General features: G+C 38.0%; 26 protein-coding genes, 2 tRNA genes, 1 rRNA gene and 1 other RNA gene. 27 read left to right on the top strand and 3 right to left on the bottom strand.

What is annotated here, in order from left to right; genetic code table 11:
• The first annotated feature begins 113 nt into the window (after positions 1-113).
• The 7 genes from rrf to ACFP65_RS08965 all read left to right on the top strand — a co-directional run bounded on the left by rrf (position 114) and on the right by ACFP65_RS08965 (position 5,089).
• Positions 114-229: ribosomal RNA gene (gene rrf / locus ACFP65_RS08995) — 5S ribosomal RNA — on the top strand.
• Between the two features lie 20 nt (positions 230-249).
• Positions 250-322, top strand: a tRNA-Val gene (locus tag ACFP65_RS08990).
• Between the two features lie 7 nt (positions 323-329).
• Positions 330-402 (top strand) — tRNA-Lys (locus ACFP65_RS08985).
• A gap of 311 nt (positions 403-713) precedes the next feature.
• Positions 714-1,187 (top strand): CtsR family transcriptional regulator, encoded by a 474-nt coding sequence (locus tag ACFP65_RS08980; RefSeq protein ID WP_225744599.1) that lies wholly within the window; start codon positions 714-716, stop codon positions 1,185-1,187.
• An 18-nt stretch (positions 1,188-1,205) separates the two neighbouring features.
• Positions 1,206-3,707, top strand: coding sequence for an ATP-dependent Clp protease ATP-binding subunit (locus ACFP65_RS08975; RefSeq protein ID WP_379917833.1), 2,502 nt, complete (start codon positions 1,206-1,208; stop codon positions 3,705-3,707).
• A 138-nt stretch (positions 3,708-3,845) separates the two neighbouring features.
• Complete coding sequence (locus ACFP65_RS08970; RefSeq protein WP_379917831.1) at positions 3,846-4,667, top strand: manganese catalase family protein; 822 nt, start codon at positions 3,846-3,848, stop codon at positions 4,665-4,667.
• Positions 4,668-4,750: 83 nt separating this feature from the next.
• The gene (locus tag ACFP65_RS08965) at positions 4,751-5,089 is read left to right on the top strand and encodes a hypothetical protein (protein WP_379917829.1); all 339 of its coding nucleotides are present in this window, start codon (positions 4,751-4,753) and stop codon (positions 5,087-5,089) included.
• A gap of 55 nt (positions 5,090-5,144) precedes the next feature.
• On the opposite strand, the gene ACFP65_RS08960 is transcribed toward ACFP65_RS08965, so the two are convergent.
• Positions 5,145-6,008, bottom strand: a complete 864-nt coding sequence (locus tag ACFP65_RS08960) for a helix-turn-helix domain-containing protein (protein WP_379917827.1) — start codon at positions 6,006-6,008, stop codon at positions 5,145-5,147.
• Between the two features lie 100 nt (positions 6,009-6,108).
• Between ACFP65_RS08960 and tadA the strand changes: the two genes are divergently transcribed.
• Positions 6,109-6,648, top strand: coding sequence for a tRNA adenosine(34) deaminase TadA (gene tadA / locus ACFP65_RS08955; RefSeq protein WP_379917825.1), 540 nt, complete (start codon positions 6,109-6,111; stop codon positions 6,646-6,648).
• A 17-nt stretch (positions 6,649-6,665) separates the two neighbouring features.
• Here tadA and proC read toward each other — a convergent pair whose 3' ends face one another.
• On the bottom strand, positions 6,666-7,457 hold the full coding sequence (gene proC, locus ACFP65_RS08950) for a pyrroline-5-carboxylate reductase (protein WP_379917823.1): 792 nt from the start codon (positions 7,455-7,457) through the stop codon (positions 6,666-6,668).
• Positions 7,458-7,851: 394 nt separating this feature from the next.
• Between proC and ACFP65_RS08945 the strand changes: the two genes are divergently transcribed.
• The 4 genes from ACFP65_RS08945 (at position 7,852) to ACFP65_RS08930 (ending at position 12,355) form a co-directional block, all read left to right on the top strand.
• Entirely contained in the window at positions 7,852-8,865 is a 1,014-nt protein-coding gene (locus ACFP65_RS08945; protein ID WP_379917822.1) for a PTS transporter subunit IIC, read from the top strand.
• A gap of 38 nt (positions 8,866-8,903) precedes the next feature.
• Positions 8,904-9,938 (top strand): branched-chain amino acid aminotransferase, encoded by a 1,035-nt coding sequence (locus tag ACFP65_RS08940; RefSeq protein WP_379917820.1) that lies wholly within the window; start codon positions 8,904-8,906, stop codon positions 9,936-9,938.
• Positions 9,939-10,182: 244 nt separating this feature from the next.
• Complete coding sequence (locus ACFP65_RS08935) at positions 10,183-11,082, top strand: ABC transporter ATP-binding protein (RefSeq protein WP_379917818.1); 900 nt, start codon at positions 10,183-10,185, stop codon at positions 11,080-11,082.
• Entirely contained in the window at positions 11,075-12,355 is a 1,281-nt protein-coding gene (locus ACFP65_RS08930; protein WP_379917816.1) for an ABC transporter permease, read from the top strand. Before ACFP65_RS08935 ends, ACFP65_RS08930 begins: the two co-directional genes overlap by 8 nt.
• 58 nt (positions 12,356-12,413) lie before the next feature.
• On the opposite strand, the gene ACFP65_RS08925 is transcribed toward ACFP65_RS08930, so the two are convergent.
• Positions 12,414-14,228 carry a S9 family peptidase gene (locus ACFP65_RS08925; protein WP_379917814.1) on the bottom strand — a complete coding sequence of 605 codons (1,815 nt, stop codon included), beginning with the start codon at positions 14,226-14,228 and terminating at the stop codon, positions 12,414-12,416.
• Positions 14,229-14,399: 171 nt separating this feature from the next.
• Here ACFP65_RS08925 and ACFP65_RS08920 point away from each other — a divergent pair, with 171 nt between their 5' ends.
• The 15 genes from ACFP65_RS08920 (at position 14,400) to nrdF (ending at position 26,838) form a co-directional block, all read left to right on the top strand.
• Positions 14,400-14,969: a GNAT family N-acetyltransferase gene (locus ACFP65_RS08920; RefSeq protein WP_379917812.1), complete on the top strand. Its 570-nt coding sequence runs from the start codon at positions 14,400-14,402 to the stop codon at positions 14,967-14,969.
• Between the two features lie 208 nt (positions 14,970-15,177).
• Positions 15,178-16,452 carry a cytochrome P450 gene (locus ACFP65_RS08915; RefSeq protein ID WP_379917810.1) on the top strand — a complete coding sequence of 425 codons (1,275 nt, stop codon included), beginning with the start codon at positions 15,178-15,180 and terminating at the stop codon, positions 16,450-16,452.
• Positions 16,453-16,509: 57 nt separating this feature from the next.
• An RNA gene (gene ffs, locus ACFP65_RS08910) (signal recognition particle sRNA small type) lies at positions 16,510-16,608 on the top strand.
• A 223-nt stretch (positions 16,609-16,831) separates the two neighbouring features.
• On the top strand, positions 16,832-18,565 hold the full coding sequence (dnaX, locus tag ACFP65_RS08905; RefSeq protein ID WP_379917808.1) for a DNA polymerase III subunit gamma/tau: 1,734 nt from the start codon (positions 16,832-16,834) through the stop codon (positions 18,563-18,565).
• Between the two features lie 32 nt (positions 18,566-18,597).
• The gene (locus ACFP65_RS08900; RefSeq protein ID WP_379917806.1) at positions 18,598-18,918 is read left to right on the top strand and encodes a YbaB/EbfC family nucleoid-associated protein; all 321 of its coding nucleotides are present in this window, start codon (positions 18,598-18,600) and stop codon (positions 18,916-18,918) included.
• Positions 18,919-18,992: 74 nt separating this feature from the next.
• The gene (gene recR / locus ACFP65_RS08895) at positions 18,993-19,589 is read left to right on the top strand and encodes a recombination mediator RecR (RefSeq protein ID WP_379917804.1); all 597 of its coding nucleotides are present in this window, start codon (positions 18,993-18,995) and stop codon (positions 19,587-19,589) included.
• A gap of 11 nt (positions 19,590-19,600) precedes the next feature.
• Positions 19,601-19,819, top strand: a complete 219-nt coding sequence (locus ACFP65_RS08890; RefSeq protein ID WP_379917802.1) for a YaaL family protein — start codon at positions 19,601-19,603, stop codon at positions 19,817-19,819.
• Positions 19,820-20,025: 206 nt separating this feature from the next.
• A complete protein-coding gene (tmk, locus tag ACFP65_RS08885) occupies positions 20,026-20,676 on the top strand; it encodes a dTMP kinase (protein ID WP_379917856.1) in 651 nt (216 codons plus the stop codon).
• Between the two features lie 16 nt (positions 20,677-20,692).
• Positions 20,693-21,022, top strand: a complete 330-nt coding sequence (locus ACFP65_RS08880) for a cyclic-di-AMP receptor (RefSeq protein WP_208560255.1) — start codon at positions 20,693-20,695, stop codon at positions 21,020-21,022.
• Between the two features lie 18 nt (positions 21,023-21,040).
• A complete protein-coding gene (holB, locus tag ACFP65_RS08875) occupies positions 21,041-22,024 on the top strand; it encodes a DNA polymerase III subunit delta' (protein WP_379917800.1) in 984 nt (327 codons plus the stop codon).
• A 198-nt stretch (positions 22,025-22,222) separates the two neighbouring features.
• The gene (locus tag ACFP65_RS08870) at positions 22,223-22,567 is read left to right on the top strand and encodes an initiation-control protein YabA (protein WP_379917798.1); all 345 of its coding nucleotides are present in this window, start codon (positions 22,223-22,225) and stop codon (positions 22,565-22,567) included.
• A gap of 412 nt (positions 22,568-22,979) precedes the next feature.
• Positions 22,980-23,213 carry a glutaredoxin-like protein NrdH gene (gene nrdH, locus ACFP65_RS08865; protein WP_379917796.1) on the top strand — a complete coding sequence of 78 codons (234 nt, stop codon included), beginning with the start codon at positions 22,980-22,982 and terminating at the stop codon, positions 23,211-23,213.
• A gap of 5 nt (positions 23,214-23,218) precedes the next feature.
• Positions 23,219-23,590 carry a class Ib ribonucleoside-diphosphate reductase assembly flavoprotein NrdI gene (gene nrdI / locus ACFP65_RS08860; RefSeq protein ID WP_379917794.1) on the top strand — a complete coding sequence of 124 codons (372 nt, stop codon included), beginning with the start codon at positions 23,219-23,221 and terminating at the stop codon, positions 23,588-23,590.
• Positions 23,577-25,763 carry a class 1b ribonucleoside-diphosphate reductase subunit alpha gene (gene nrdE / locus ACFP65_RS08855; protein WP_379917792.1) on the top strand — a complete coding sequence of 729 codons (2,187 nt, stop codon included), beginning with the start codon at positions 23,577-23,579 and terminating at the stop codon, positions 25,761-25,763. The genes nrdI and nrdE overlap by 14 nt, the downstream gene beginning before the upstream one ends.
• Positions 25,764-25,875: 112 nt before the next feature.
• Positions 25,876-26,838 (top strand): class 1b ribonucleoside-diphosphate reductase subunit beta, encoded by a 963-nt coding sequence (nrdF, locus tag ACFP65_RS08850; RefSeq protein ID WP_327757948.1) that lies wholly within the window; start codon positions 25,876-25,878, stop codon positions 26,836-26,838.
• Positions 26,839-26,897: the final 59 nt, after the last annotated feature.

Raw genomic sequence — 26,897 nt, 5'->3', positions numbered from 1 at the left:
ACCACAAAACGGGGTTAAGAGTATGAAGGTGTTGGATCAAAACATGTGCGTGAACAGTCAACTATCTAGTTTTCAGAGAACGGAGTTCTCTTATAAAAAGAAAAGAGTCATTGTGCGGTAATGATGGCGGGAAGGATCCACCTGTTCCCATTCCGAACACAGCCGTTAAGCTTCCCAGCGCCGAGGATAGTGAGGGGTTTCCCCTTGTGAAAGCAGGACGTTGCCGTGCAAGGCTTTTTTTTCTTTAAAGGAGGTTTAGCTCAGTTGGGAGAGCATCTGCCTTACAAGCAGAGGGTCAGCGGTTCGAGCCCGTTAACCTCCATTTTTTTGAGCCGTTAGCTCAGTCGGTAGAGCATCTGACTTTTAATCAGAGGGTCGCAGGTTCGAACCCTGCACGGCTCATCTCAATAGATATGATACAAATAGATTAGTTAAAGCCAATGTATAATTATGATGCAATGGCTTTTTTTGTTTACTCTATTTGCTGTAACTTTACTGAGAAAAGAGTGGATATTTAATTATTCTGTTCAAGAAAAATAGCAATGGTGACAAGAGTTCTTGCTCTTTTAAAATTCATGTAACACTGGTATAATGTGTTTAGTCAAAGTTAGTCAAAGAAAGAAATTGGTTTGAAAAGGAGGATATTGAAACGTAGTTTATTGATCACTATAGCTATTAGTGAAAGGTAACAATCGTTTTGATAATGATTCAACATGGAAAATCAAAACATGTCAGATATTATAGAAGCTTATTTGAAAAAAGTTTTGAAGCAGCAAGAAAAAGTTGAAATCAGACGTAGTGAGATCGCACAATTGTTTGATTGCGTTCCTTCTCAGATAAATTATGTAATCAATACAAGATTCACAATCCAGCAAGGCTATCTCGTTGAAAGTAAACGCGGAGGTGGCGGATACATTCGGATTATCAAAGTTCGTTTGCTTGATGAGTCTGATTTAATGGATACGATGATTGAAATAATTGGGAAGAGTATCTCTGAAAGAGATGCACAATCCATTGTACAAACGTTGTACGAGGATGATATCATATCCAAAAGAGAAGCGAAGTTAATGCTAGTAGCTGTTGACAAAACATTGTATACTGGAGACCGAATAATTGATAATCAGATTAGAGCTAATTTGTTGAAAAGTATGATCGCAAATTTGAAGTATGAAGAGCCAAGAGAATAGAAGGGCGGATTAAATTTTATGAATGAGTTATTTACGGATAAGGCCAAAAAAGCCTTGTTAATTGCACAAGAAGAAGCGAAGGGATTCCGCCACCGTACTGTAGGAACTGAACACATCCTATTAGGCTTGGTAATGGAAACTGAAGGAATCGCTGGAAAAACTTTAAGACAATTGTCCCTTTCAGAAGAAGAAGTAAAAGAAGAAATCGAACATTTTACAAGTTATGGACCGGGTAAGGCACTACCTTCTAGTGCGGTACTACCGTACTCTCCTAGAGCGCGTCAAGTCATTAAGTATGCTACTGATGAAGCGAGAAGAATGCAACGTCCGCAAGTTGGAACAGAACATCTACTTTTAGGACTTTTAAGAGATGATGATATTCTTTCTTCTAAAATTATGAATAATCTAGATATCAACTTATCTAAAACAAGACAAATGGTATTGAAAAAACTAGGTGTTCAAGAGAATAAAGGAAGAAATGGATTCAAAGGTCGTAGAGCAGCAAAAGGCCCGAAATCTGTAGAAGGAACACCTACGCTAGATTCTTTAGCTCGTAATTTGACGCAGGCAGCAAGAGAAGACCGTCTGGATCCAATTATCGGAAGAAACAAAGAAGTTCGTAGAATTATTCAAATTTTGAGTAGACGTACAAAAAATAACCCTGTACTAGTAGGGGATCCTGGTGTCGGTAAAACGGCAATTGCTGAAGGGCTTGCGCAAAAAATCGTTGCGGGAGAAGTACCTCCTGTATTGAGAAACAAACGATTGATGACATTAGATATGGGTTCTCTTGTTGCAGGAACTAAATACCGTGGAGAATTTGAAGAGCGTATGAAAAAAATCATTGATGAGATTTATGAAGATGGAGAAGTTATCTTGTTTATCGATGAATTGCATACGTTAATAGGCGCCGGTGGAGCTGAAGGCGCGATAGATGCATCTAATATCTTAAAACCGGCATTAGCTAGAGGTGAGTTGCAAACAATTGGTGCAACGACGCTTGATGAGTACCAAAAGCATATTGAAAAAGATGCTGCACTTGAACGCCGTTTTGCATCTGTGCAAGTAGATCCGCCATCAGAGATTGAAGCGGAAGCGATCCTAATGGGATTGAGAGAACGTTATGAGGAACATCATGGTGTATCGATAAAAGATGATGCTGTGCATGCAGCTGTACACTTCTCAACACGGTATATTACTTCAAGACAATTACCTGATAAAGCGATTGACTTGATGGATGAGTCAGCTTCCAAAGTCCGTATAGATGCTAGTGATCAACCAACAACGATGTCTAAAGCAAATCAAAAATTGGAAGATCTGACTAGAATGAAAGAAGAAGCTATACAAGATCAGAACTTTGAAAGAGCAGCACAAATTCGAGAAAAAGAGATGAAACAACGTAAGCGTATTGAGACACTTGTTCAAAATGAACAGACTTCGGATGAAGATCAACTTGAAGTAACAGCTAAAGATATCGCCGAAGTTGTTTCTCAATGGACAGGTATTCCTATCCAGCAAATGGAGCAAAAAGAATCTGATCGATTACTCAATCTGGAAAAAGTACTACATGAACGCGTTGTAGGACAAGAGAAGGCTGTTGTAGCGGTCTCCAAAGCAATCAGACGCGCTAGAAGTGGATTGAAAGATCCAAATAGACCAATTGGTTCGTTTGTGTTCTTAGGACCTACTGGAGTCGGTAAGACTGAACTGGCAAAATCTTTAGCTGAAGCTATGTTTGGTAGTGAGGATTCTCTGATTCGAGTAGATATGTCAGAATATATGGAAAAATACAGTACAAGCAGACTAGTAGGATCTCCTCCTGGCTATGTAGGATATGATGAAGGTGGACAACTGACAGAGAAAATTCGTCAGAAACCATATTCTGTCATTTTACTAGACGAAGTGGAAAAAGCGCACCCAGATGTATTTAATATTTTACTACAAGTACTGGATGATGGTTTATTAACTGACGGAAAAGGTCGTCAGGTCGATTTTAAAAATACCATTATTATCATGACATCCAACCTTGGTGCAACTGCGTTGAGAGATGAAAAATCAGTAGGCTTCGGAGCTGTTGACAAAAGATTCGATCATACAGCGATGGAAAAGAAAATTCGCGAAGAGTTAAAAAATGCTTTCCGCCCAGAATTCTTGAACCGAGTAGATGATACCATCGTATTCGAATCACTTAAAAAAGAAGAACTACGTGAAATTGTTAAATTGCTTACTCAAAACATTGTTAAAAGAATGGATGAACTGGGTATCACTCTTAAAATTACTTCATCAGCAATGGATGTTATTGCTAAAGAAGGATTTGATCCTGAGTATGGTGCTAGACCTTTACGAAGAGCTATTCAATCTAAAATTGAAGACAAACTAAGTGAAGAATTACTATCAGGTAATATTGTTTTAGGAGATAAACTGACGATTGGTGCTTCTAAAGGTGAAATTACACTGAAGATAAAAAATCAATCTAGTGATAAAGACACAAAAGAAGCGATTACAGTTAAAAATCGTTAATAAGAAAAAGATCAGCTGAAAAATAAGCTGATCTTTTTTTATAATCAAAAGTAGCAAGCCCTATTATTTGTCTGCTTTAATTGATGATGATATAGTTCTTTGTGTACAACACTATCATAAAAGGAGATGTTTATTTTTATGTTCATGCACAGTAAAAAATTACAATATCCTGCAAAACCAGATCGTCCGGATCCAATTATGGCAAGAAGACTCCAAGAGATTCTCGGTGGGCAATGGGGCGAAATGTCCGTTATGAATATGTACTTGTTCCAAGGTTGGAATGCACGTGGAAATGAAAAATATAAAGACTTATTATTAGACACAGCAACAGAAGAAATCGGACACGTTGAAATGATTGCAACAATGATTTCACACCTTCTTGAAGGCGCACCACTTTCTGCACAAGAAGAAGCTGTTAAGGATCCTGCAACTGCTGCAATTATGGGTGGAATGAATCCACAACACGCTATTGTATCTGGACTTGGAGCAGCTCCAAGAGATTCCAACGGTAATCCATGGACTTCTAATTATATCGTTTCCAGTGGTAACCTGTTAGCAGATATGAGAATGAACGTAACAGCTGAATCACAAGGTAGACTACAAGTTGCGAGACTTTATGAAATGACAGATGACAAAGGAATCAAAGATATGCTAGGTTTCCTACTTGCTCGTGATACACAACACCAACTTCAGTGGATTGAAGCGATCAAAGAACTTGAAGGAAAAGAAGGTATTGTAGTACCTGGACAAGTTCCTGAAAGTTATGAAGTCAGTGATGTTTCGCATATTCTTTACAACTTCTCAGAAGGTGAAGATAGCAAGAAAGTCGTAGACGGTAAAAAAGCTTTAGATGGAAAAGAATTTAAGTACGGCGAAAAACCAGAAGCAATGGGAGAAAAACCAATGCTGAAACCTGTAAGCAAAGACGTGTACAATACACCACCAAGTGACTTACTTTAATGAGTTAAAAAGCATATCTTTAGTTAAATAACAAGTTTTCTGTTATCCTGTATATAACAGTTCGAGGAAGGATGACACATTTTATGAAAAATATGGACAATTCAAACAAGGGTATTTTCTTAGGAATCGGTCTTGCCGTTTTAGTGGGTGTCGCAGCATTTGTATTTTCTTCTGAAGATGCAATGGAAAAAACACAATCTGCTGTAAACCGCCAGAAAGCAAAACATTTATTCAAAAACAAAATGCATGGTGGGAAAAAATCTTCTAAAGTTGTTGATAAATTATCAGATAAAGAAATCAATAGCTTGATGGGAACAGTCAGTAAAGTTAAAGATATTGAAAATAGCTTATCTGACGTGTCATCTGACTTCAAAGATTTTTTCAATGATAAAGTGAAAGATGCAAAAAAAGCCATAAAATAAAATAAAAGACCGTACAGTTGTTTCTGCTGTACGGTCTTTTATATGGAATAAATACTTAAAGGGTCAGCAGATAACAAAGCGCTAACTCATCGATTTGTTTTAAAGCTAGACCAGTTAACTCGTGGAATCGTTCGATTCTATATTGAAGTGTATTCCTATGAACGAAAAGTGATTTAGCGGCCATACTGACATTACCTTGATTTTCCCATAAGGCACGAATCAATTCTTTAGCATCTTCTATAAGATCAATTTTTTCTTTTAAGGCTTGGATGAGATGACTTTTACTAAGTGCACTCTCCGTAAAGTAATGAAGCGATACATCGGTCAACGAACCCATACGTCCATTAAAATGAGGGGCTTCTTGTTGAAAAATCATACGTTCTTCTTGAAAAAGCTGACGAAGTTCCAATATAGGGTCCCAATATTGGCCTACATAACAGATTGTTTTTAATGAGAAATCGTCTTCAAGAGTCTGTAAAGTACCTTCGATCTCATCATTATCTAAAATAGCTGCTTCAACAGGTTGTATGATGGTGTATAAGTCGTCTGACCAGAAGAAACTGTCAATAAGCGGTTCAAATAGAGTCTTGGCAGATTCGGACCACAAAGTAGGATCAAATTGACTATCTTTTTTTTCAAGTTTAAGTTGAATCATTCTAATTTTACCGGTAGTTTTAGGAATGCCTTTTCGCTTACCAATCAAATACTCATACCAATGAGAAGTTTGATGTTGAGTAAAGGAAGACTCCTGATTCTGATAAAACATCGTCAATAAATCGATTTCATTTTTCGAAAGCCCAGATTTAGGTATTTGAATCCATTTGTTTTTATAAGGTAAAGATAGTAAATTTTGTTTAATCGTTGCGGTATCCACTAAAGTGGCTTCAGGATAAAGCATTTTTAAATTTGAAAACTTCACAATTGGTCCTCCAGATGATGATGTGATTAAATTCATTTTAACACTGTTCAGGAGAATAAGAAACTACGGTATAATGTAGAAAAGGCATAGGAGATAGTCGATGGATCAATATGAAAAAGAACGATGGATGCAAGAAGCAATTGCTGAAGCAAGGAAAGCTGAAGCTATAGGAGAAGTCCCAATTGGCGCAGTAGTGGTTCATAAGGGAAAAATTATTGGTAGAGGTCATAATTTGAGAGAAACCTCACGGAATGCTACAACCCATGCTGAAATGATTGCGATACAAGAAGCTAATCAGCACTTAGACAACTGGAGACTTGAAAATTGTCAGCTGTTTGTAACGCTTGAACCATGTGCTATGTGCAGTGGAGCGGTTTTACTTTCTAGAATTGGGGAAGTGTATTACGGACCGGGAGATCTTAAAGGTGGGACGGCAGGTACTTTAATGAATTTGCTGGATGACTCCAAAATGAATCATAGAGCAACTGTTGAAAGTGGTATCCTTGAAGAAGAATGTAAGGCGCTACTGACTGATTTTTTCAGATCTTTAAGAGAAAAGAAAAAAAGGTTGAAACAAGCACGTATCGAGATAGAGGCACAAAAAATCGAATCCGTTGATTCAGAAAAAGACTCTCCTTAGAAAGGAAAGTCTTTTTTTTATTTAGACATTTGATCGTTCTTTTCAACCATTTGATCAACAGAGGTGATTATGGAAGAAGAAAAGTCTGATTGTAAAAGGGATAATATACCATCTATTGTGATGCCACCTGGGGAAGAAACCTGATCAATCAGTGTCCAAGGTGTATCCTCAGATTCTAAAACAGTTTTTCCACTACCTAATACAGCCTGAGCAGCAATCATCGTAGCCTTGTCTTTTGGAAGCCCATATTTTACAGCAGCGCGAGCCAAAGTATCTATAAACATAAAAACTAGTGCGGGAGAGCTTCCAGCAATTGCAATAAAAGCACCTAACTGAGACTCAGGTAAAACAACAGTTTCTCCTACTGCTGAAAATATTTTCTTTGATTGCTCCAGTTGATCAACAGTTAAATCATTTTGTTCAATGATTGCGGTTATGCCTTCGCCTACTTGAGCATTTAAATTCGGCATTGTTCGAACAAATGCTGATCCACTCAAAAGGTGATTTAATTGAGCATTCGTGATACCAGCAACCACTGAAATAATGAATGGTTTATTCTGCTGATCGATTTCATTCAACACGGTTTCTACTTGATAAGGTTTCACAGCTAAGATAATCACTTCTGACTGATCCCAGACGTTTTGGTTGTTAGAATAACCTTTTATATTAAAACGGTCTTCCAGTTGTTTTCTTTTGGACTCTGTTTTATTTGAAAATAAAAGGTCTTCTGGTTTTGCTAGGTGATTTTTGAGTAGTCCGGTAGCGATAGCTTGTGCCATATTTCCAAATCCAATAAATCCTATTTTCATAATTAAGCCTTCTTTCTTACATAGTAGTTAAAGTATAGCATATCAGATATCACGGAAAGTAGAGGTGAAAACAAAAGAAAATATATAGATTAAATTAATTTAATGATTATGGTTGACTTATCTGATAGTACCCTTTATGATTGTCATAATATAAAAAAGAGAGGAGATGGACAGGAATGAATTTTAAAAAAGTAAAATCACTTAAAGCTTTTTCTGGTTCATCTATTCTCTTATTAGTCAGCCCATAAACAGGATTCTATTGTCATAATAGAGTCCTATTTCGTATTTTGAATGGGCTCGCGGTAAAGTGCACAATCGCCGGCCTATTTAAAATATAGGCTGGCTTTTTTATATAAAATTAAAGATCTGTAAAAAAAGAAAGGGGATAGGTCAAATGAAACAGTATATAAAGAATAACGTATTGAAGGTATCATCGGGAGTTGCGAATGCCATTTTTGTAACAATAGGAATCGGCTTTTTATTTGGAACGTTAGGAGATATGTTTAATTTACCTATTCTAGTGACTATAGGAAGTTTTACACGCGTACTTCTTGCACCGGCTTTGGGTGCAGGGATCGCCTTCAATATGCAAGCGAATAGTTTAACACTATTTTCGGCAATGGCTGCTTCAACCATCGGTGGTGGAGCGCTGACAGCTACAGATGCCGGGTTCACAATTGTAGGGGGAGATCCAATCGGTGCGTTGATTGCCGGGGTCATTGCAACTTGGATCGGTAAAAAACTAACAGGCACCTCCCCGCTAGATATGATGTCAATCCCGACATTGTCTTTACTGGGTGGTGGTATAGCGGGAATAGGTCTCGCTCAGGTCATCCAACCCATATTACTGGCCGTTAGTGAAACTGTATCAGGGGCAGTAGCTGGAAGTCCGGTGATTGGTTCGTCTGTAATGGCTGTCTTATTCGGTCTATTCCTGATGTCACCACTATCTTCAGCAGCCTTGTCTATAGCACTGGCACTTAGCCCAATGGCGAGTGGAGCGATGCTGATTGGAACAACTGCACAATACTTCGTATTCTCGATTCTTTCAATGAAAGAGAATAACTTAGGTGGTTATATCGCTCAAGGATTGTGTACACCAAAGGTACAATTACCCAATATCATCAAGAATCCTAAAATACTCATTGGACCCACGATTGCTTCGGCTATATGTGGCCCCATTGCAACAGTACTTTTTGGATTTGAAACTATTCCTGAAATGGGTGGTGTTGGCTTTGCGGCCGGCGTAGCACCACTATGGGTAATCAACAATTCAGGTCTACAAGTATTTGGTGTATACTTATTATGTGGAGCCATTTTGCCTATCGTGATTACGCTGTTCGTGAATAAACTATTGTATTCTGCATCAGCTATAAAAGTTGGAGATATGGCGCTAGAAGTCAGTTAAGGATTATTAATTTATTAAAGAATAGGGGAAACAAGTTCATGACAGAAGCATTAAGACCAGAAACGATTAAATGGGAAGAGTTAGGATTCTCATACATCAAAACAGATTACCGATTTATCTCTCACTACAAAGAAGGTGCATGGGATGAGGGGGCATTAACAAAAGACAATCAACTTCACATCTCAGAAGGATCGACAGCACTCCATTATGGACAACAATGCTTTGAGGGGTTAAAAGCATATCGAACAGCTGATGGATCCATTCAGTTATTTCGCCCATATGAAAATGCTAAGCGGATGAAGATGAGTTGCGAGCGACTACTCATGCCTGTTTTTCCAGAAGATAAATTTGTAGAAGCTGTTAAAAAAGTCGTTAAAGCTAATGAAGCTTGGGTTCCTCCATATGGTACAGGAAGTTCTCTTTACATTCGTCCTTACATCATAGGTACAGGAGATAATATTGGTGTTAAACCTGCAGATGAATATATCTTTTCTGCATTTGTTATGCCGGTTGGCCCTTATTTTAAAGGTGGATTGAAACCAACGAATTTCTTGGTAACCGATTACGATCGTGCTGCACCAAAAGGAACAGGAGCAGCCAAAGTTGGAGGGAACTACGCAGGCAGCTTACTGCCAGGAAAAGAAGCCAAAGAACGTAGCTTCAGTGATGCTGTATATCTAGATCCTGAGACGCATACTAAAATAGAAGAAGTAGGCGCAGCAAACTTTTTCGGAGTTACAAATGATGATTTGTTTATTACACCGAAGTCTTCTTCTATTTTACCGAGTATTACAAAATATTCTTTGCTTTGGTTAGCGGAGAATCGTCTGAACATGAAAGTTTCTGAAGGAGACGTTTACGTTGATCAACTTGATCAGTTCAAAGAAGCCGGAGCTTGTGGAACAGCTGCAGTCATTGCACCAATCGGTGGTCTTCAAATTAAAGATGATTTCCATGTGTTTTATTCTGAAACAGAAGTAGGACCAGTAACAAAACGTTTGTACAATGAACTCGTTGGAATTCAAACTGGAGATATAGAAGCACCTGAAGGCTGGATAGAAAAAGTATCATAGTAAAGATTAAAAAGACTTGGTCCATCGGGATCAAGTCTTTTTTCATAACGACTGGAAATATCGATGATGAATGTTGAAGTTCTTAACCGGATCAGAAATAGTATTATCAAGAAAGTATGAATTTTTTATGAAATTTCGTCCTTTAGACGGATGCATTAAGAAAGAAACAATAGTACAATGAATTCAGAGTCCGGGGAACAATGCTGGATAATCATACATAAAAAAATAGGAAAGGAAGGATAAAATGCTAGAAGTTCATAATCTTCGAAAGACTTTCGGAGACGTAACAGCCGTTGATAATATCGGATTCAAAATCGATAAAGGCGAAATCATGGGGTTAATTGGTCAAAACGGAGCGGGAAAAACAACAACGTTTCGTATGATACTAGATCTACTTACTCCAGATCAAGGGGAAGTTCTATGGAAAGGTCAAGCCCTAACGAACCGCGTTTTCAATCAGATCGGATATTTACCAGAAGAGAGAGGTTTATATTCCAAAGTATCAATAGAAAATCAGATTTTATACTTTGCACAACTAAGAGGAAAGTCTAAAAAAGAAATCAAGCCATTGATTGATGTCTGGCTGAAGAAATTCGAAGTGAAGGGTAAAAAAGGCGATAAAGTCAAAACACTATCCAAAGGGAATCAACAAAAAGTTCAATTGATTACAACATTGATTCACCAGCCGGAACTAATCATTTTAGATGAGCCGTTCAGTGGTTTAGATCCTGTCAATGCCGATTTACTTGAAGAAGGAATCAAAGAAGCACAAAAAAATGGTGCAAGTATTATTTTCTCTAGTCATAATATGAATAACGTTGAGGAATTATGTGATAGTCTGATTATGCTCAAAGATGGTAAGCAGATACTAGAAGGCTCTATTAAAGAAATCAGAGAAACCTTCGGAAGAACGAAATTATTCCTTGAATCACCACTTACACTTGAAGAATTGCACCAATTTCCAGGTGTAGAAAGTGCACGTATCAATAAAGATGAAATCACAGAAGTGAAATTAAGTTATGCAGAAGATGGAAAAGCCATCTTTGATGCAGCAACAAAGAACGGTTATATTACAACATTTAGCCAGCAACCACCAACATTAGAAGAAATCTTTAAACAGATGGCAGGTGAAAAACATGAGTAAATTCTGGATTATCACAAAAGAAGTATACAAGAAAAATGTCAAATCTTTTGGATTTTTAATCATGGTCTTGTCTCCCCTAATTGTTGCTGGAATTGCCATTGCAATTGGGTATTTCACATCACAAGAAGCAGAAAATGCTGAAGCACCAACTATTGCGGTGATATCCGAAAGTCCAGGCATCCAAGAGGTGCTGAATCAGGAAGGTAGCCCATTTGATGTTCAAGTCGACATTACCACTCAAGAAGCGGCTGAAGAGGCATTGGTAGACGAATCACTAGATGGTTACTTAACTGTAGATGAGAGCGCAGGTTCAATTCAAGCCAGACTTTCTCATACAGATTCATTAACCGATTACGTTCCCTTATTGAATGAACAACTAGCAACTTATCAAGCGATGTTAAGAGCGAGTGAGTTGGGGTTGTCGCAAGAAGAAGTGATGTCCTTATCTGAGCCGGTAGAAGTAGAAGAATCTATCATTACAGTCGAAGATGGTATGCTGACGACTGAAGAAAACAATGACACATTCGTGCAAGAATTTGGCGCTTACTTTGTCTGTATCGGAATCTTTATTTTTATTATGACCTATGCTTCTATCATTGCTGAAGAGGTTGCCAATGAAAAAGGTACACGGATTATGGAAGTCATCTTATCGAGTGCGACAGCAGGTAACCATTTCTTCGGTAAGTTAGCAGGCGTTATTCTAGTCATTCTGACTCAAATTGCTGTATATGTTGTGGTTGGAGTCATTGGATATTTCTTTGCAAAAGATATCGCATTCGTACAAGAGATTATCCGTTCAATTGATATTTGGGACGTTATTCAGCAATTGTTAGGTTACACGATCATCTTCTTCATCACAGGTGTATTGATGTATGTCATTCTGGCCGCTTTCTTTGGGTCTCTGGCATCTAAAATGGAAGATGTAAATAAAGCTGTAACACCAATCGTTATGATTGCGTTAGCTGGATTTTACGTAGGACTGTTTGCGTTTATCTCTCCAGAAAATATTTTACCAGTGGTATTCTCCTATATTCCGCTGTTTACACCTTTTGTAATGCCTTTTAGAATTGCTTCTGAAACGGTTGGAACACTAGAAATTTGGATTTCAATTATCGGAACAGTAGCCTTTACTGTAGTATTAACAGCTGTATCTTTAGCATTCTACCGAGCAAATGTACTGATTTACTCGGATTCAGGCATTATTGGAACAATGAAACGTTCTTACGCCGTGATGAAGAGTAACCGAAAAGCTAAAAAAATGAATAAAGCTTAAACGAAAAAGAAGCGACTCGCCGTCACGTAGCGAGTCGCTTCTTTTTTTTGAAATGTATTTATACAGTAGTAGATTCAGAAGATTTTTGATGCTGTTCTAAAAAGTTCATGACTTTTTTGTATACCGCAATTTCGTTTTCTTTTTTTGCAAATCCATGTCCTTCATTTTCTAAAACAAGGTACGTAACATCTCGTTGCTTTTCTTTAAGTTTTTCTACGATTTGATCCGATTCTTCTTTTACCACTCTAGGATCTTTTGCACCTTGGACCACTAACATAGGTTTGGTCATGGTCTCCAAGTAAGTAATAGGGGAATCTTCTATAAATTTCGCTCTGTCTTTTACTGGATCTCCAAGCCATAAGGTCATAATGGGCTTCCAGTGAGCTGGAACAGACTCATAAAAAGAAAACAAATTAGAAGGGCCGAACAAATCAACCACTGCTTGGAAGTATTCTGGATGGCGTCCGTGGAGTAGCAAACTCATATAGCCACCATAACTGCCACCAACTAAAAACAGAGAATTTCTGGTGGCGATTTTTTGGTCAAATAGCCATTCAATGGCTGCAACGTTATCTAGACGGGGAGCGTTGCCCCAATCTTGTTCAACAAGTGTTGCAAAAGTCTTCCCATAACCCGTACTTCCACGAAAATTCGGTGCGAAAAGGGAATAGCCATTATAAAGTAATGCTTGAAAGATAGATCGGAAACTTTGTCTTTCTGCAGCTTGAGGGCCACCGTGAGGCCAAAAAATTGTATAACCATTTGCTTTTTCCTCATCAGCTTTAAAGAGTAAAGCTTCTATTTTCAGCCCATCAAATGACGGGAAAGTAACGGTCTCTGGTTGGATCATTTCAGTTGATTCAATTCCTAATACACGGTTTTCAGTTAAGGACTCCCAGTGAGTACCATCAACTGAACGAAATAGGTTAACCGGCATGACAGGACTAGATCCTGAAAGATAAATCGTACCATTCTTAGCGACTTTGATTTCATTAATGACATGAATAGGCGCAACCAACTCTTCTAAATCTTGGGTGAATGGATCAAACCGATAGAGATTATCTGTTGAACCTGAAGTCGTCATCAACACAAAAGTTTCCGATTCTTTATGCCAAATAGCTTCCGAGATACTTTCGTTTTTAAAAGAGAGAACAGTCTCGCTTTGTTTTGTTTCGATATCATAGCGAACGAGATGACATTGTTCATTCATATAGTCTGTAGTAAAGTATACCTTGTGATCATCTGTGATGGTTGTGTTACTAATGGTATAGGGTGTTTCAGTATTTTCAGGGAGTAAAGGAATAATCTCTTCACCTGCTTTAAGATAAGCAAACTGGCTTGTATTTGAATACATTTTGGTAAAGACAAACAATTTTTCATCTTTCGAAACGGCTGTCAGGTAAGTCGGTGCTGCTTCGCCTTTTTCAATCAACGTGTCTTGCCCCGTCTCTAAATCTCTAACATAGGTAGAAAGGAAATTGGGGTTTTCTTTTGAAGTTGTATAATACAGTCGAGTACCATCTTCGGAGAGTTCAGCAAAATAGAATTTATCAGAGGGATCGCCTGTAACAAGTGGTTCTGGATAGCCGCCCTGACTAGGAAGTACGTAAATTTGAGTATTTTCGTCCCCGTCTTTATCAAACCCAGCCAGAACATAAGAGTGATCTGGACTGATCTGAACAAAGGAAATGGATTCATCATACTTGGAGAACAAGTAAGGAGACGTACTTTCTTTTAAATCGATTGCCCAAAGGTTCGGATCCCCGGAAATATCTGTCATATAAATGAGTTTTGTTTCATCGCTTGCAATAGTGAAAGTACCGATACGATTCGTATGAAAAAATTGTTCGAATTGTGCCTTTTTAAGATTCATCTTTTTCCCTCCTCAGGGTGGTTTAATGTATGTATCGTTAATTTTAGCTTACCATATTCTAATGATGATAAACAGTGTATATCCTATATTGAAAGTGGAAATTTAAAAATATAGTAGAACTATTTTTCTTTTTTATGATAAAATGATTAAAATTTTAAGGAGTGAAAAAATTTGGCGAATCTAGATACGATATACATAAAACATCATACAATTGAAACGGACCGTCTTTTATTACGTCCAGTAACCTTAAACGATGCAGAAGATATGTATGAGTATGCTTCAGACGAACAAACTGTGTTTTATGTATTCAAACAAATTCATCAGTCTGTTGAAGATACTGAAGATAATATTGTGGCCTATTTCTTAAAAGATCCAATTGGAAAATACGCAATGGAAGTAAAAGAAACAAGGAAAATGATTGGAACGATTGATTTGAGAGTGAAAGAAAAACAGTTTCAGGCAGAAATAGGCTATATCATGAACAAGGCTTATCAGGGTAAAGGTTATATGACGGAAGCAGGTCAGGCTCTAATTAAATTGGGCTTTGAGACATTAGGTCTCGAAAGAATATACGCACTGCATGATGAGCGAAATGCAGCTTCTGGTAAGGTGATGCAGCGATTAGGCATGATAAAAGAAGGCACCTTGAGACATGCGAGCAAAGATCACGAAGGAACTTATGTAAATGACGTTTATTATTCTATTTTGAAAAAAGAGTATAGAGCAAATCAAGATATTTAAAAGAAGAGGACTGACAAGAGTATGCATGTTGATGGAATAAAATAAAGGTAAATACAATGATGATTTTGAGCATATGAGCGGGCGTACATAGTCTTTTAAATTGGAATTATAAGGAATATCATTTGAAACTCTGTTTTCATTAAGATTATACTTAAAGGAGATGCAAGAAAATCGAATAGATCCGAATGATTCCAAGGGGGAAGTATGCATGCAAGAGATTAAACCATTTCCAAAAGAAGAAGGACTTGAGAACGGGTTGAGTGTGCTGCGCGAAGGGTACCTTTATGTACCAAACCGGTTGAAAATCTACCAGTCTGATGCAGTCAGAACACGTCTACTTGGACAAGAAGCAATTTTATTAGGTGGAGAAGAAGCAGCTGAACTATTTTACGATGAGGACAAGTTTAAAAGAGAAGGGGCAGCACCGGAACCGGCAGTAGCTACTTTACTGGGTAAAGGTGGTGTGCAGCAACTGGATGATGAAGCACATCGTCACCGTAAAAAATTGTTTCTCGACTTGATGTCCAAGGAGCGGATTGAAATATGGGCTAAGCTTGTTGAAAAACAGTTATATATAGCTACTAAAGAGTGGATTGTTAAAGACTCCATCAACTTCTACGAAGAAAGTCAAAAAGTTTTAACAAAAGCAGCTTGTGAATGGTGTGGCGTACCACTAAAAGACAAGGAAGTAGATAAACGTACAAAACAACTAATCAGTATGATCGAATCACCAGTTGCGGTCAGTAAAAGACATATTGAAGGTCGTATTGGAAGAAAGAAAGCAGAAAAATGGATAGCAGATTTGATTGATCAAGTCAGAAAAGGCGAACTACATCCTGCTGAAGAAACAGCACTTTATCAGATTTCATGGCATGAAGAATTAAATGGCGAAAAGATGGATCTTAAGACCGCTTCAGTAGAATTACTGAATGTCATTAGACCTTCAGTTGCTATAGCCCTTTATTTTGCCTTTACAGCCTTGACACTACAGCAATTTCCAGAAGAAAAAGCGAAGCTCAATGGAGACAATCCCTACTATCTGCACATGTTTATTCAAGAAATTAGACGTTATTATCCGTTCTTTCCTTTCAACGGTGCAATTACGCGTAAAGATTTCGTATGGAATGGATATCAGTTTGAAAAAGATACGTTAGCAATATTTGACTTCTATGGAACAAATCATGATCCGAGAATATGGGAAAATCCCAATCAGTTCAAACCGGAGCGATTTAGTGACTGGCACCAGAGTCCAACAGATCAAATTCAGTTCAAACTGCTGGCACAAGGTGGCGGTAGCTATACAGCGGGACACCGATGTCCCGGGGAATGGAACACCGTTCGCGCAATGGAGATCGTGACGGATTTTCTAGTCAACAAAATCGACTATACTTTGCCAGAACAAGACAGTGGATTCAGTCTAGTGAATATGCCGACCACTCCTAAAAGCGGCATGATCTTTGAGAATATCCAGCTCAAAGGTTAAGAATTTTTAAAATTACACTGGATATCTTGTTCTTTCTATAGTATACTTATAAGTGCCGAGAGGCCACATGACAATGGCGGGTGTATGAACCGTGTCAGGTCCGGAAGGAAGCAGCACTAAGTGCAGTCCTCCATGTGTTATGTGATACATAGTTATGAACAATGGATAGTTGTGCATATGAGAAAAGAGATGTCCCTTTTATTAGGGCATCTTTTTTCTGTTTCTGAAGCATTAAGTAGAAGCAATGATTTCAAAATAAATCAAAAATTTAGGTTTCATTCACTTGTATTTCGCTTATAATAAAAGAGGAAAGTTATACGGTGCAACTATAAATACGTTCAGAAGTAAGTAGATTTAGGATAAAGAAAAGAGGCGAAATATGAGTTATCAAGCACTATATCGTGTCTGGAGACCCCAGCGCTTTGAAGATATAGCCGGACAGCAGGCCATCACAAGAACGCTGAGAAATGCCTTAGTTCAAGATAAGACGAGCCATGCCTATCTATTTACCGGTCCTCGTGGAACAGGTAAAACGAGTGCTGCTAAGATTTTCTCCAAAGCAATCAACTGCCCGCACGCGCAAGATGGTGAGCCTTGTAATACATGTGAAATTTGTGAGTCGATTACGAAAGGAAAACTCGGCGACGTTATCGAAATTGATGCAGCGAGTAATAATGGCGTAGAAGAAATCAGAGATATTAGAGACAAAGCGAATTATGCACCGACACAAGCAGAATATAAAGTGTATATCATCGATGAGGTCCATATGCTGTCTATGGGTGCCTTTAACGCTTTACTGAAGACTTTAGAGGAACCACCTTCAAATGTGATTTTTATTTTGGCAACGACGGAACCGCATAAAATTCCATTGACGATTATTTCAAGAACGCAACGCTTTGATTTTCGAAGAATTTCTCCTCAAGATATCGTGGAACGGATGCGGTATATCTTGACTGAGAAAGGTGTCGGCTATGAAGAAGATGCTTTGATCACAATCTCAAAAGCGGCTGAAGGTGGGATGCGGGATGCACTTAGTATTCTTGACCAGGCATTATCATTTTCAGATGGCGAGTTGAAAACAGAAGATGCCATGCGCATCACTGGAAGCATCACACAAGAACTTCTTATAGACTACATTCGAGCTCTGCACAATCGTGAGACCGAAAAAGGATTAAATATTTTGCATGAACTGATTGCGGAAGGAAAAGATCCTTCGCGGTTTGTGGAGGATATGATTTTATTTAGTAGGGATATCCTTCTGTATCATACGGCTCAGTCAGACACGTTACTTAAAATGGCAAAAGTGGATGATCCTTTCGAAACATTGGTGTCCGAATTATCTCCGGAATTACTATATGACGTCATCCAAGTCTTTAATGGAACGCAACAAGAAATGCGGTTATCTAATCATGCAGAAGTTTACTTGGAAGTCGCCACTGTTCGCCTGACTCAAGTTAAAAAAAATGTACAAGCGGAATCTATGCCCGTTCAAAGTCAACCATCAGCCGGGCAAGCAGAAGAAGTTGCTTCGCTTATGAAGCAAGTCGCTGAAATGCAAAAAATGATGCAGACGATGAGCTCAGGTGAAGGAGCAGTCAAACAAGCAGCACCTAAAGCTAAGCGTCCTGCCAAAAACGGAGCGGTCTTCAAAGTGAACAGACCATCCGTTTATAATATTTTGGAAAAAGCAACAAAACAGGATTTGGTTCAGTTGAAAGATGTTTGGCCGGATTTGATGAATTTCTTGGAAACGAGCCAGAAGGCTATCATGAATACATCTACTCCAGTTGCTGCTAGTGCTCGAGGGTTGGTCGTGACCTTTGATTATGATATTCTATGTGAGAGAGCGACAAATGACAAACTTCTGATCCAAACAGTTGGAGATTATCTGGAGAAAGTGATCGGCCATAGAGCTGAAATGGTCAGCGTACCTGCTGAGCAGTGGCCAACGGTTCGTCAAGATTTCATCAAGCAAATGAAAGCTGAGGAAGTGTCAGAAGAACCAGAACCATCCGGAGATACTCCAAAAGACGTCAAAGAAGAACCGGAAGACATTGTTTCCGAGGCGGTCAAATTTTTTGGAGAAGATTTAGTCAGAATTGAAGAGTCATAAAAATGAATGGATAAAAGAGAGGGAGAAATAATATGCGCGGTGGAATGGGAAATATGCAAGGTATGATGAAAAAAATGCAGAAGATGCAAAAAGAAATGGCATCTGCTCAAGAATCATTAAATGAAACAACTTTTACAGGAACAGCGAATGATGATTTAGTAACGGTTACGTTTACAGGAGATAAGAAACTGACAAACGTTTCTATCAAAGAAGAAATCGTAGATCCAGAAGATGTTGAAATTATCGAAGATCTTGTATTACTTGCTGTAAATGATGCATTAGAAAAAGTGGATGCTGAAACAGAACGCGTTATGAGCAAATACACAAAAGGAATGGGTATGCCAGGACTATAGTCTGACTGGACAGCCTAATTGACCTTTGAAATTGTGAGCTTTTATTAAGAGAACTTTCTAGAAAGGAACCGGTCATGCATTATCCAGAACCGATCTCAAAATTAATGGAAAGCTATATGAAATTGCCAGGAATTGGGGAGAAAACAGCTGCCCGCCTGGCTTTTTATACAGTTAACATGAATGAAGATGATGTAACAAAATTTGCTAGATCACTAATCAGTGTGAAACGTGATCTACATTACTGCTCAATCTGTGGCAATATGACAGAACAAGACCCTTGCGAAATCTGTCAGGACAAAACCAGAGACCGATCACTAATTTTGGTGGTTGAACATCCTAAAGATGTGATCTCTATGGAAAAAATGCAAGAATTCAAAGGGCTGTACCATGTTTTACAAGGTGTCTTGTCTCCTATAGAAGGAACCGGTCCAGAAGACATCAATATACCTGATTTAATCAAAAGACTTCAAAATGAAGAAGTTAAAGAAGTCATCATCGCTACCAATGCGACAGCAGAAGGTGAAGCAACAGCGATGTATCTTTCAAGATTGATCAAACCTTCAGGTATTAGTGTGACACGTCTTGCACATGGTCTTTCTGTAGGAAGCGATATAGAGTACGCTGATGAAGTGACCTTGCTGAAAGCAGTCGAAGGCCGTAGAGAGATGTAGGAGAAGAATCAATGGGACTATTTAAAAGAAAATCCAAATTAAAAAAACAGTACGATGATCGGCTATTGTCTCTCATGAATAGACAAAAAGAAGCTTGGGAAGATTCCAAAGTTATGGAAGAAATCATCGTGGAAGAGCACCCAAGATTGAAAGCCGAGAGGAAATTGGCTCAAGCAAAATACTTCTACCTTTTCAAAGAAGCTAAAGTAAGACAAATCAAAGGAAAATAAAGAATGTTAAAAGCAGACAGTACAGATAGATCAGTAAAAGCTTAGAGATAAGACTTTTCTGATCAGTCCGTAGTGCGCTGCTTTTTTTATTTTCAAAAGAGACAGTTCACTACATAAACAAATCCTTTTGCAAAATCCGTAGACATTCCAGTAAGTTCTACCGTATAATGAAAGAAATAGCAATTATTAGAATTGAGGAAATGAACGTGACAGGGTTGTTTATTACAATAGAAGGTCCCGATGGAGCAGGGAAATCGAGTCTAGTCCAAAAACTGATTCCAGCAATTGAATCCATGATTGATTGTCCACTAGTGGTTACAAGAGAACCTGGAGGGAGTGAGATTGCGGAAGAAATTCGAGAAATTTTACTAAATCCAGCACATACAGCCATGGATCCTAGAACAGAAGCCTTGCTACTTGCAGCAAGTCGTAGACAGCATGTCGTTGAAAAGATTTTACCCGCTTTATCTAGAGGTGAAATTGTACTTTGCGACCGATTTGTTGATAGCTCAGTGGCCTATCAAGGACAGGCTAGAGGGATAGGCATGGAAAAAGTCCTTTCCATAAACGAATTTGCAATTGAAGGATTGACACCGGATATAACGCTTTATTTAGATGTAGAAGCTGAAGTAGGACTTGAAAGAATTAAAGATAAAAACTCCAATCGAACGCAGGATCGTCTGGAAATGGAAGCTATAACGTTTCATGAAGAAGTTCGAAATGCGTATCAGATGATGATAGAAAAAGAACCAGAACGGTTTGTCGTTATCGACGCCGCTAAGAGTCAAGATAGTGTATTTGATGCAGCTAAGAAAGCATTGGAGAGTGCTATTCAAGACTTCAAGAAAAACGAATGAGAAAGGATGAATCAAAATGAAATTAATCGTAGCGATCGTTCAGAACCAAGACAGTAAGAGGTTAGCAGACGAATTCGTAGAAAAAGGTGTACGGGCAACAAAACTATCTTCTACTGGAGGATTTTTAAGAGCTGGGAATACGACTTTCTTAATGGGGGTTGAAGACCGCAAAGTTGATAGCGTACTAGCCTTGATCAAAGAAAATTGTTCTACAAGAAGTCAGACAATGATGAGTCCACCTTCTTATGATTTCACTTTGGAATCAGACTTAACCTATCCTGTAGATGTAGAAGTTGGTGGTGCAACACTGTTTGTTCTTCCAATCGAGCAATTCCAACAATATTAAAGGTAAGGGAGACGTTCAATGTCGACCATCGTTGAAAAACAGTCGAGTATCAGTCGACTGTTTTCTAAATTAATCAGTAATCAGACCATGCAGCATGCCTATGTTTTTGAGGGGGTTGCAGGTACAGGAAAAAAAGAAATGGCTCTTTGGATCGCTCAAGCTCTTTTCTGTCAGAACTTTGAGAAAGAGCAGCGTCCATGTGGAGAATGTAGCCAGTGTCAAAGGATTCAAACGCATCAGCATCCTGATATTATTGAAATCAAACCAGATGGATTATCCATTAAAGTTGCTCAAGTAAGAGAACTGAAAGAAGAATTCTCTAAAAGTGGAGTAGAAAGCAAACGTAAACTGTTCATTATAGAAGATGTCGAGAAAATGACTCAGAACGCCGCGAATAGCTTGCTTAAATTTTTGGAAGAGCCAGATGGAGAAACGACGGCATTATTGCTCACGACAGCAAAACAGCGGTTACTGCCTACTATCCTTTCGCGTTGCCAGATCGTCCATTTCCCAGTTCAACCACTTGGAGATCGAATAGATGAATTGAAAGAGCGTGGACTGACGGATTCGCAAGCAGCGCTGACTGCAAGAGTGACCCATGACGCAGAGAAAGCGATTGAACTAGCTGGAGATGAATCCTTTCAGAATTTGGTGAAAGCGACTTGGAACTGGTTCAAGTTTTTATCGAAAAAAGATGACCAGGCTTTCGTATATGTTCAGACAGATTTAATGGGAACGGTCAATGACAGAGAATCAAACCAGCTCGTAGTTGATCTACTCATTATTTTATACCGAGATCTATTGAATCTAACCTATTCTGATTCGGTTATCGTAGCGTTTTTAAATTATGAAGCACAACTTAAACAAATAGCGGAACAGTATTCTAGTAGACAAATTATCTATATCCTAGAACAATTGCTGGAAGCGAAAAAGAAATTGAACAGCAATGTAGCTGCCCAAGGTGTTTTTGAAGATATTTCACTTCAAATGATAGCTGGGTAAACTTATTCGATAAATGGTCACGAAAACTGTCCCTTTACAAAAATCAGCAAACTTTATGCATTGAGTGTTTGCCATTTCAATTCTAATCATGTTATGCTATTACAAGGCAGTAGATTGAAAAATAGACTGCCTACTGACAATCAAAGTTAAAGTTGAAACCGATAAACACTCTGTAGAGAAATGAAAAAGTGGTGAACAATGAATAAGAAAGAATTACATGACACATTTTCTGATTTGGAAACCCAAGCAGAAGCCACTCTGAAGACGCTCAAGCAAGTGAAAGTAGAGCTGTCTCAGTTAACTGAAGAAAACCATGCATTAAGTATGGAGAATCAGCATCTGAGAGACAGATTAGCTGAAGTTATCAAACAGCAGTCGATTGAAAAACAATTAAGTGATACAGGTATGACAAAATCTCGGATGAATCTTGAAAAAATATATGAAGATGGTTTTCATGTATGTAACCTGTTTTATGGTTCTAGAAGAGATGGCGATGAGCCTTGCGCATTTTGTTTGGAAGTTATTTATGGTGAACGGAAATAAAGTCTATCTGCTTCAAAAAAAATTACCACTATATATAGTTATGAGGCAAAAAAACAAAAAAGCATTTTTCAAGTGCAAATCCTTGTACACTCTCGTTCTGCTCGAATTATTGAGCAAAATAGCGAGAGTGTATTTTTGTGCCTTGACACAACATGTAGTGTTCGGTTTAAAAATCTTTCCCATATACAGTGTTTTAGACTTGAAATTTTTCTATAGTCATGTAGAATAATAGATACGATAGAAGAAGAGCTGAGCGCTGAAAAGTACACATGTTCGATAACGAAGTGGTACCATATATAGATTAGCTCTTCTGCATTGAAGCGAACAGAATTTGTGTTTTAAGACAAGAGATTCAGTCGCTTATCACATTGAGCTCAACAACCAGCAGGTTACTTAATAGGAGGAAAACATCATGTCAAACAAAACAGTCATCGTATATTCAAAACCAAATTGTATGCAGTGTAACTTTACAAAGAAATTTTTAGAGGATAAAGGTATCCCATTTGAAATTAAAGATATTGCTGAAAACGAAGCAGCAATCGAAGAAGTTAAAAGTTTAGGATTCAGCTCTTTGCCAGTTGTTCTTGCTGAAGGACTAGAAGCATTTAACGGCTTTCGCCCAGATATGCTGAATCAATTAGCGTAATCATTATGAAGGTAGTGTATTTTTCTCTGACAGGACAGACCAGAAAATTCGTAAACAAACTTGAGATGGATTCGTTGGAATTAACGCCAACCAATCCATTTATTCCTGTAAACGAACCTTACATCGTTATAACTCCCACGTATGATAAAGAAATGACCGAAATCTTAAACGATTTTATTGAGACAGAAAACAATCAATCTTTTTTAAAAGGAGTAGCTGGCGGAGGAAATCTTAATTTTGCACAGCTATTTGTTTTTACTGCGAAAGATTTGGCAAAAGAGTATAACGTTCCGTTAATTCATAGTTTTGAATTTCAAGGAAACGAAGAAGACGTATCAAAAATAAAGAAAGTGGTGGATGATCTTGGCTACAAATAGTCCAGTAAAAGAACAATCTAAAGAAGTGACGTATTTTCAATTAAACAATGAAATCAATCGCCCGGTAAATAATCAGATTCCCCTTCATAAAGATCGCGAAGCTGTAAAAGCTTATTTTATCGAGCATGTAAATCCGAATACAGTTTCGTTTGACAGTATTAATGAAAAAATCGATTATCTGATCAAGCACGATTTTATTGAAGAAGCGTTTATTGGAAAGTACTCAAGAACATTCATTACAGAATTGATCGAAGGACTCTATAACCAGAAATTCCGTTTCCGCTCATTTATGTCTGCGTATAAATTCTATACTCAGTATGCTTTGAAAACAGATGATGGTAAACGTTTCTTGGAAAGATTCGAAGACCGTATCGCTTTCAACGCACTGTATTTAGCACATGGGGACGAAACTCTGGCAACGAATATTGCTGAAGAAATCATCAATCAGCGTTATCAACCAGCGACACCAACATTTCTGAATGCAGGTAGAAAACGTCGTGGGGAATTGGTTTCTTGCTTCTTGATTCAAACAACAGATGATATGAACAGTATTGGACGCGCAATCAACTCAGCGCTTCAATTGTCTCGTATTGGTGGAGGCGTTGGAGTAAATCTTACAAACCTTAGAGCAGCTGGAGATCCTATCAAGAAAATTGAAAATGCTTCTAGTGGTGTTTTACCTGTTATGAAGTTATTAGAAGATAGCTTTAGTTATTCCAACCAGTTAGGACAAAGAAATGGTGCTGGCGCGGTTTATTTGAATATTTTCCATCCGGATATCATGAGTTTCCTTTCTACTAAAAAGGAAAACGCAGATGAGAAAGTTCGTGTGAAGACACTTTCTTTAGGTGTTACCGTTCCAGATAAATTCTATGAATTAGCAGCACATAATGAAGACATGTACTTGTTTAGTCCTTATGATGTTGAAAGAATTTATGGCGAGCCATTTGCATATATCGATATTACTAAAGAATACGACAATATGGTAGCGAATCCTGAAATCACTAAAACAAAGGTGAAAGCACGTGACCTTGAAAATGAAATTTCTAAACTTCAACAAGAATCAGGCTATCCTTATGTGATCAACATCGATACAGCAAACAAAGCGAATCCTGTATACGGAACAATCACAATGAGCAATTTGTGTAGTGAGGTCCTCCAAGTACAAGAGCCTTCACTGATTAAAGATAATCAAGAGTATGAAACGCTTGGAACAGATATCAGCTGTAATTTGGGTTCTACTAACGTAGTAAACTTGATGAAAACACCTGACTTTGAAAAGTCAGTAGATGCAATGGTTCGAGCATTAACATTCGTTACAGATCAATCAAATATTGAAGCTGTACCTTCTGTAAAAAATGGTAACGACAAATACCACACAATTGGTCTTGGCGCTATGGGACTACACACTTTCTTTGCGTTGAATCAAATGCACTATGGCTCACCTGAATCAGTAGAATTCACAGATGCTTACTTTATGCTTTTAAATTACTATACGCTTAAAGCAAGTAACAAACTGGCAGCAGAAAGAAATCAAGTGTTCTTTAATTTTGAAAAGTCAGATTATGCAAATGGTTCTTATTTTGACAAGTACACATCGGCAGATCATACATTTGAATATGATAAAGTTGCAGCTATCTTTGCGGATAATGGTATTCATATTCCTTCAGCAGCGGACTGGGATGCTTTGAAAAAAGATGTTCAAGAAAATGGACTATATCACCAGTACAGAATGGCCGTTGCACCGACTGGATCTATCAGTTATGTAAATGAAACGTCTGCAAGTATTCATCCGATTACACGTCTGGTAGAAGAACGTCAAGAAAAACTGACTGGTAAAACATACTATCCTGCACCATATCTTTCAAACGAAACAATGCCATACTATAAGAGTGCCTATGATATGGATATGCGTAAAGTAATCGATATCTATGCAGCAGCTCAAAAGCACGTCGATCAAGGTATGAGTCTTACACTCTTTATGCGTTCAGATATCCCAGAGGGAATATACGAATGGAAAGAGGGCAAGACAACAAAACAAACGACTCGTGACTTAAATATTTTAAGACATTATGCCCATAAAAAAGGGATTAAATCGATTTATTATGTTCGTACGTTTACAGATGATGCAGAAGAAATCGGATCAAATGCTTGCGAAAGCTGTACAATCTAATCCACTTGATTAGGTAAAGGGGTATAGCTAGAAAGTGGTATCCCTTCTACCTACAGGTTGTTTGTGCAGAGACTAAAGAGCAGATTAAACGATGGGACAAGGAGAATAAAGAATGGTTGAAACCTATAAAGCAATTAACTGGAACCAGATAGAAGATATGGTCGACAAACTGACTTGGGAAAAACTGGTTGAACAGTTCTGGACAGATACACGAATTCCACTATCTAATGACTTAAGTGACTGGCAAAAATTGCCTCTTGCAGAAAAAGATATGGTTGCGAAAGTGTTCGGTGGACTGACACTACTAGATACACTTCAATCTCAAGATGGTATTGAAGCACTGAAAAAAGATATTCGTACACAGCACGAAGAAGCTGTTTATAACAACATCGAATTCATGGAATCGATGCATGCTAAAAGTTATAGCGCGATTTTCAGTACGTTGAATACAAAATCAGAAATCGATCAGATTTTTGAATGGACACATTCAAATGAAATGCTTCAAAAGAAAGCGCAAATCGTTAATGCCATCTATCAAGAAGGTACAGATTTACAGAAAAAAGTAGCAAGCGTGTTTCTTGAGTCTTTCTTATTTTATTCAGGGTTCTTTGCACCGCTACATTATCTTGGAAACAGTAAGATGACGAATATCGCAGAAATCATCAAGCTCATTCTAAGAGACGAATCGGTTCACGGCACATATATTGGATATAAATTCCAAATTGGATACAATCAACTTTCTGAAACAGAACAGGAAGAACTCAAAAACTGGACCTATGATTTGTTATTCAAACTTTATGAGAACGAAATGGAATACACAGAGTATCTTTATGGAGAAATTGGTTGGACGGATAGAGTGGGTGTATTCTTACGTTATAATGCCAATAAAGCGTTACAGAATCTTGGATTTGATCCATTATTCCCGGATCAGGCAAATGATGTCGATCCAATTATTATGAACGGAATTTCTACAGGCACAAGTAACCATGATTTCTTCTCGCAAGTTGGAAATGGTTATTTATTAGGTATGGTAGAATCAATGGAAGATGAAGACTACGTGAAATGGTATTCTTAAATCAATAAACAAGCTTTCCTGCTGAAAAGTGGGATTTGCTTTTAATATTAATTGTGAAA

Source organism: Marinilactibacillus sp. GCM10026970 (assembly GCF_042660675.1).
Taxonomy (GTDB): Bacteria; Bacillota; Bacilli; order Lactobacillales; family Carnobacteriaceae_A; genus Marinilactibacillus.
This window is presented reverse-complemented; position numbering and strand designations above follow the sequence as displayed.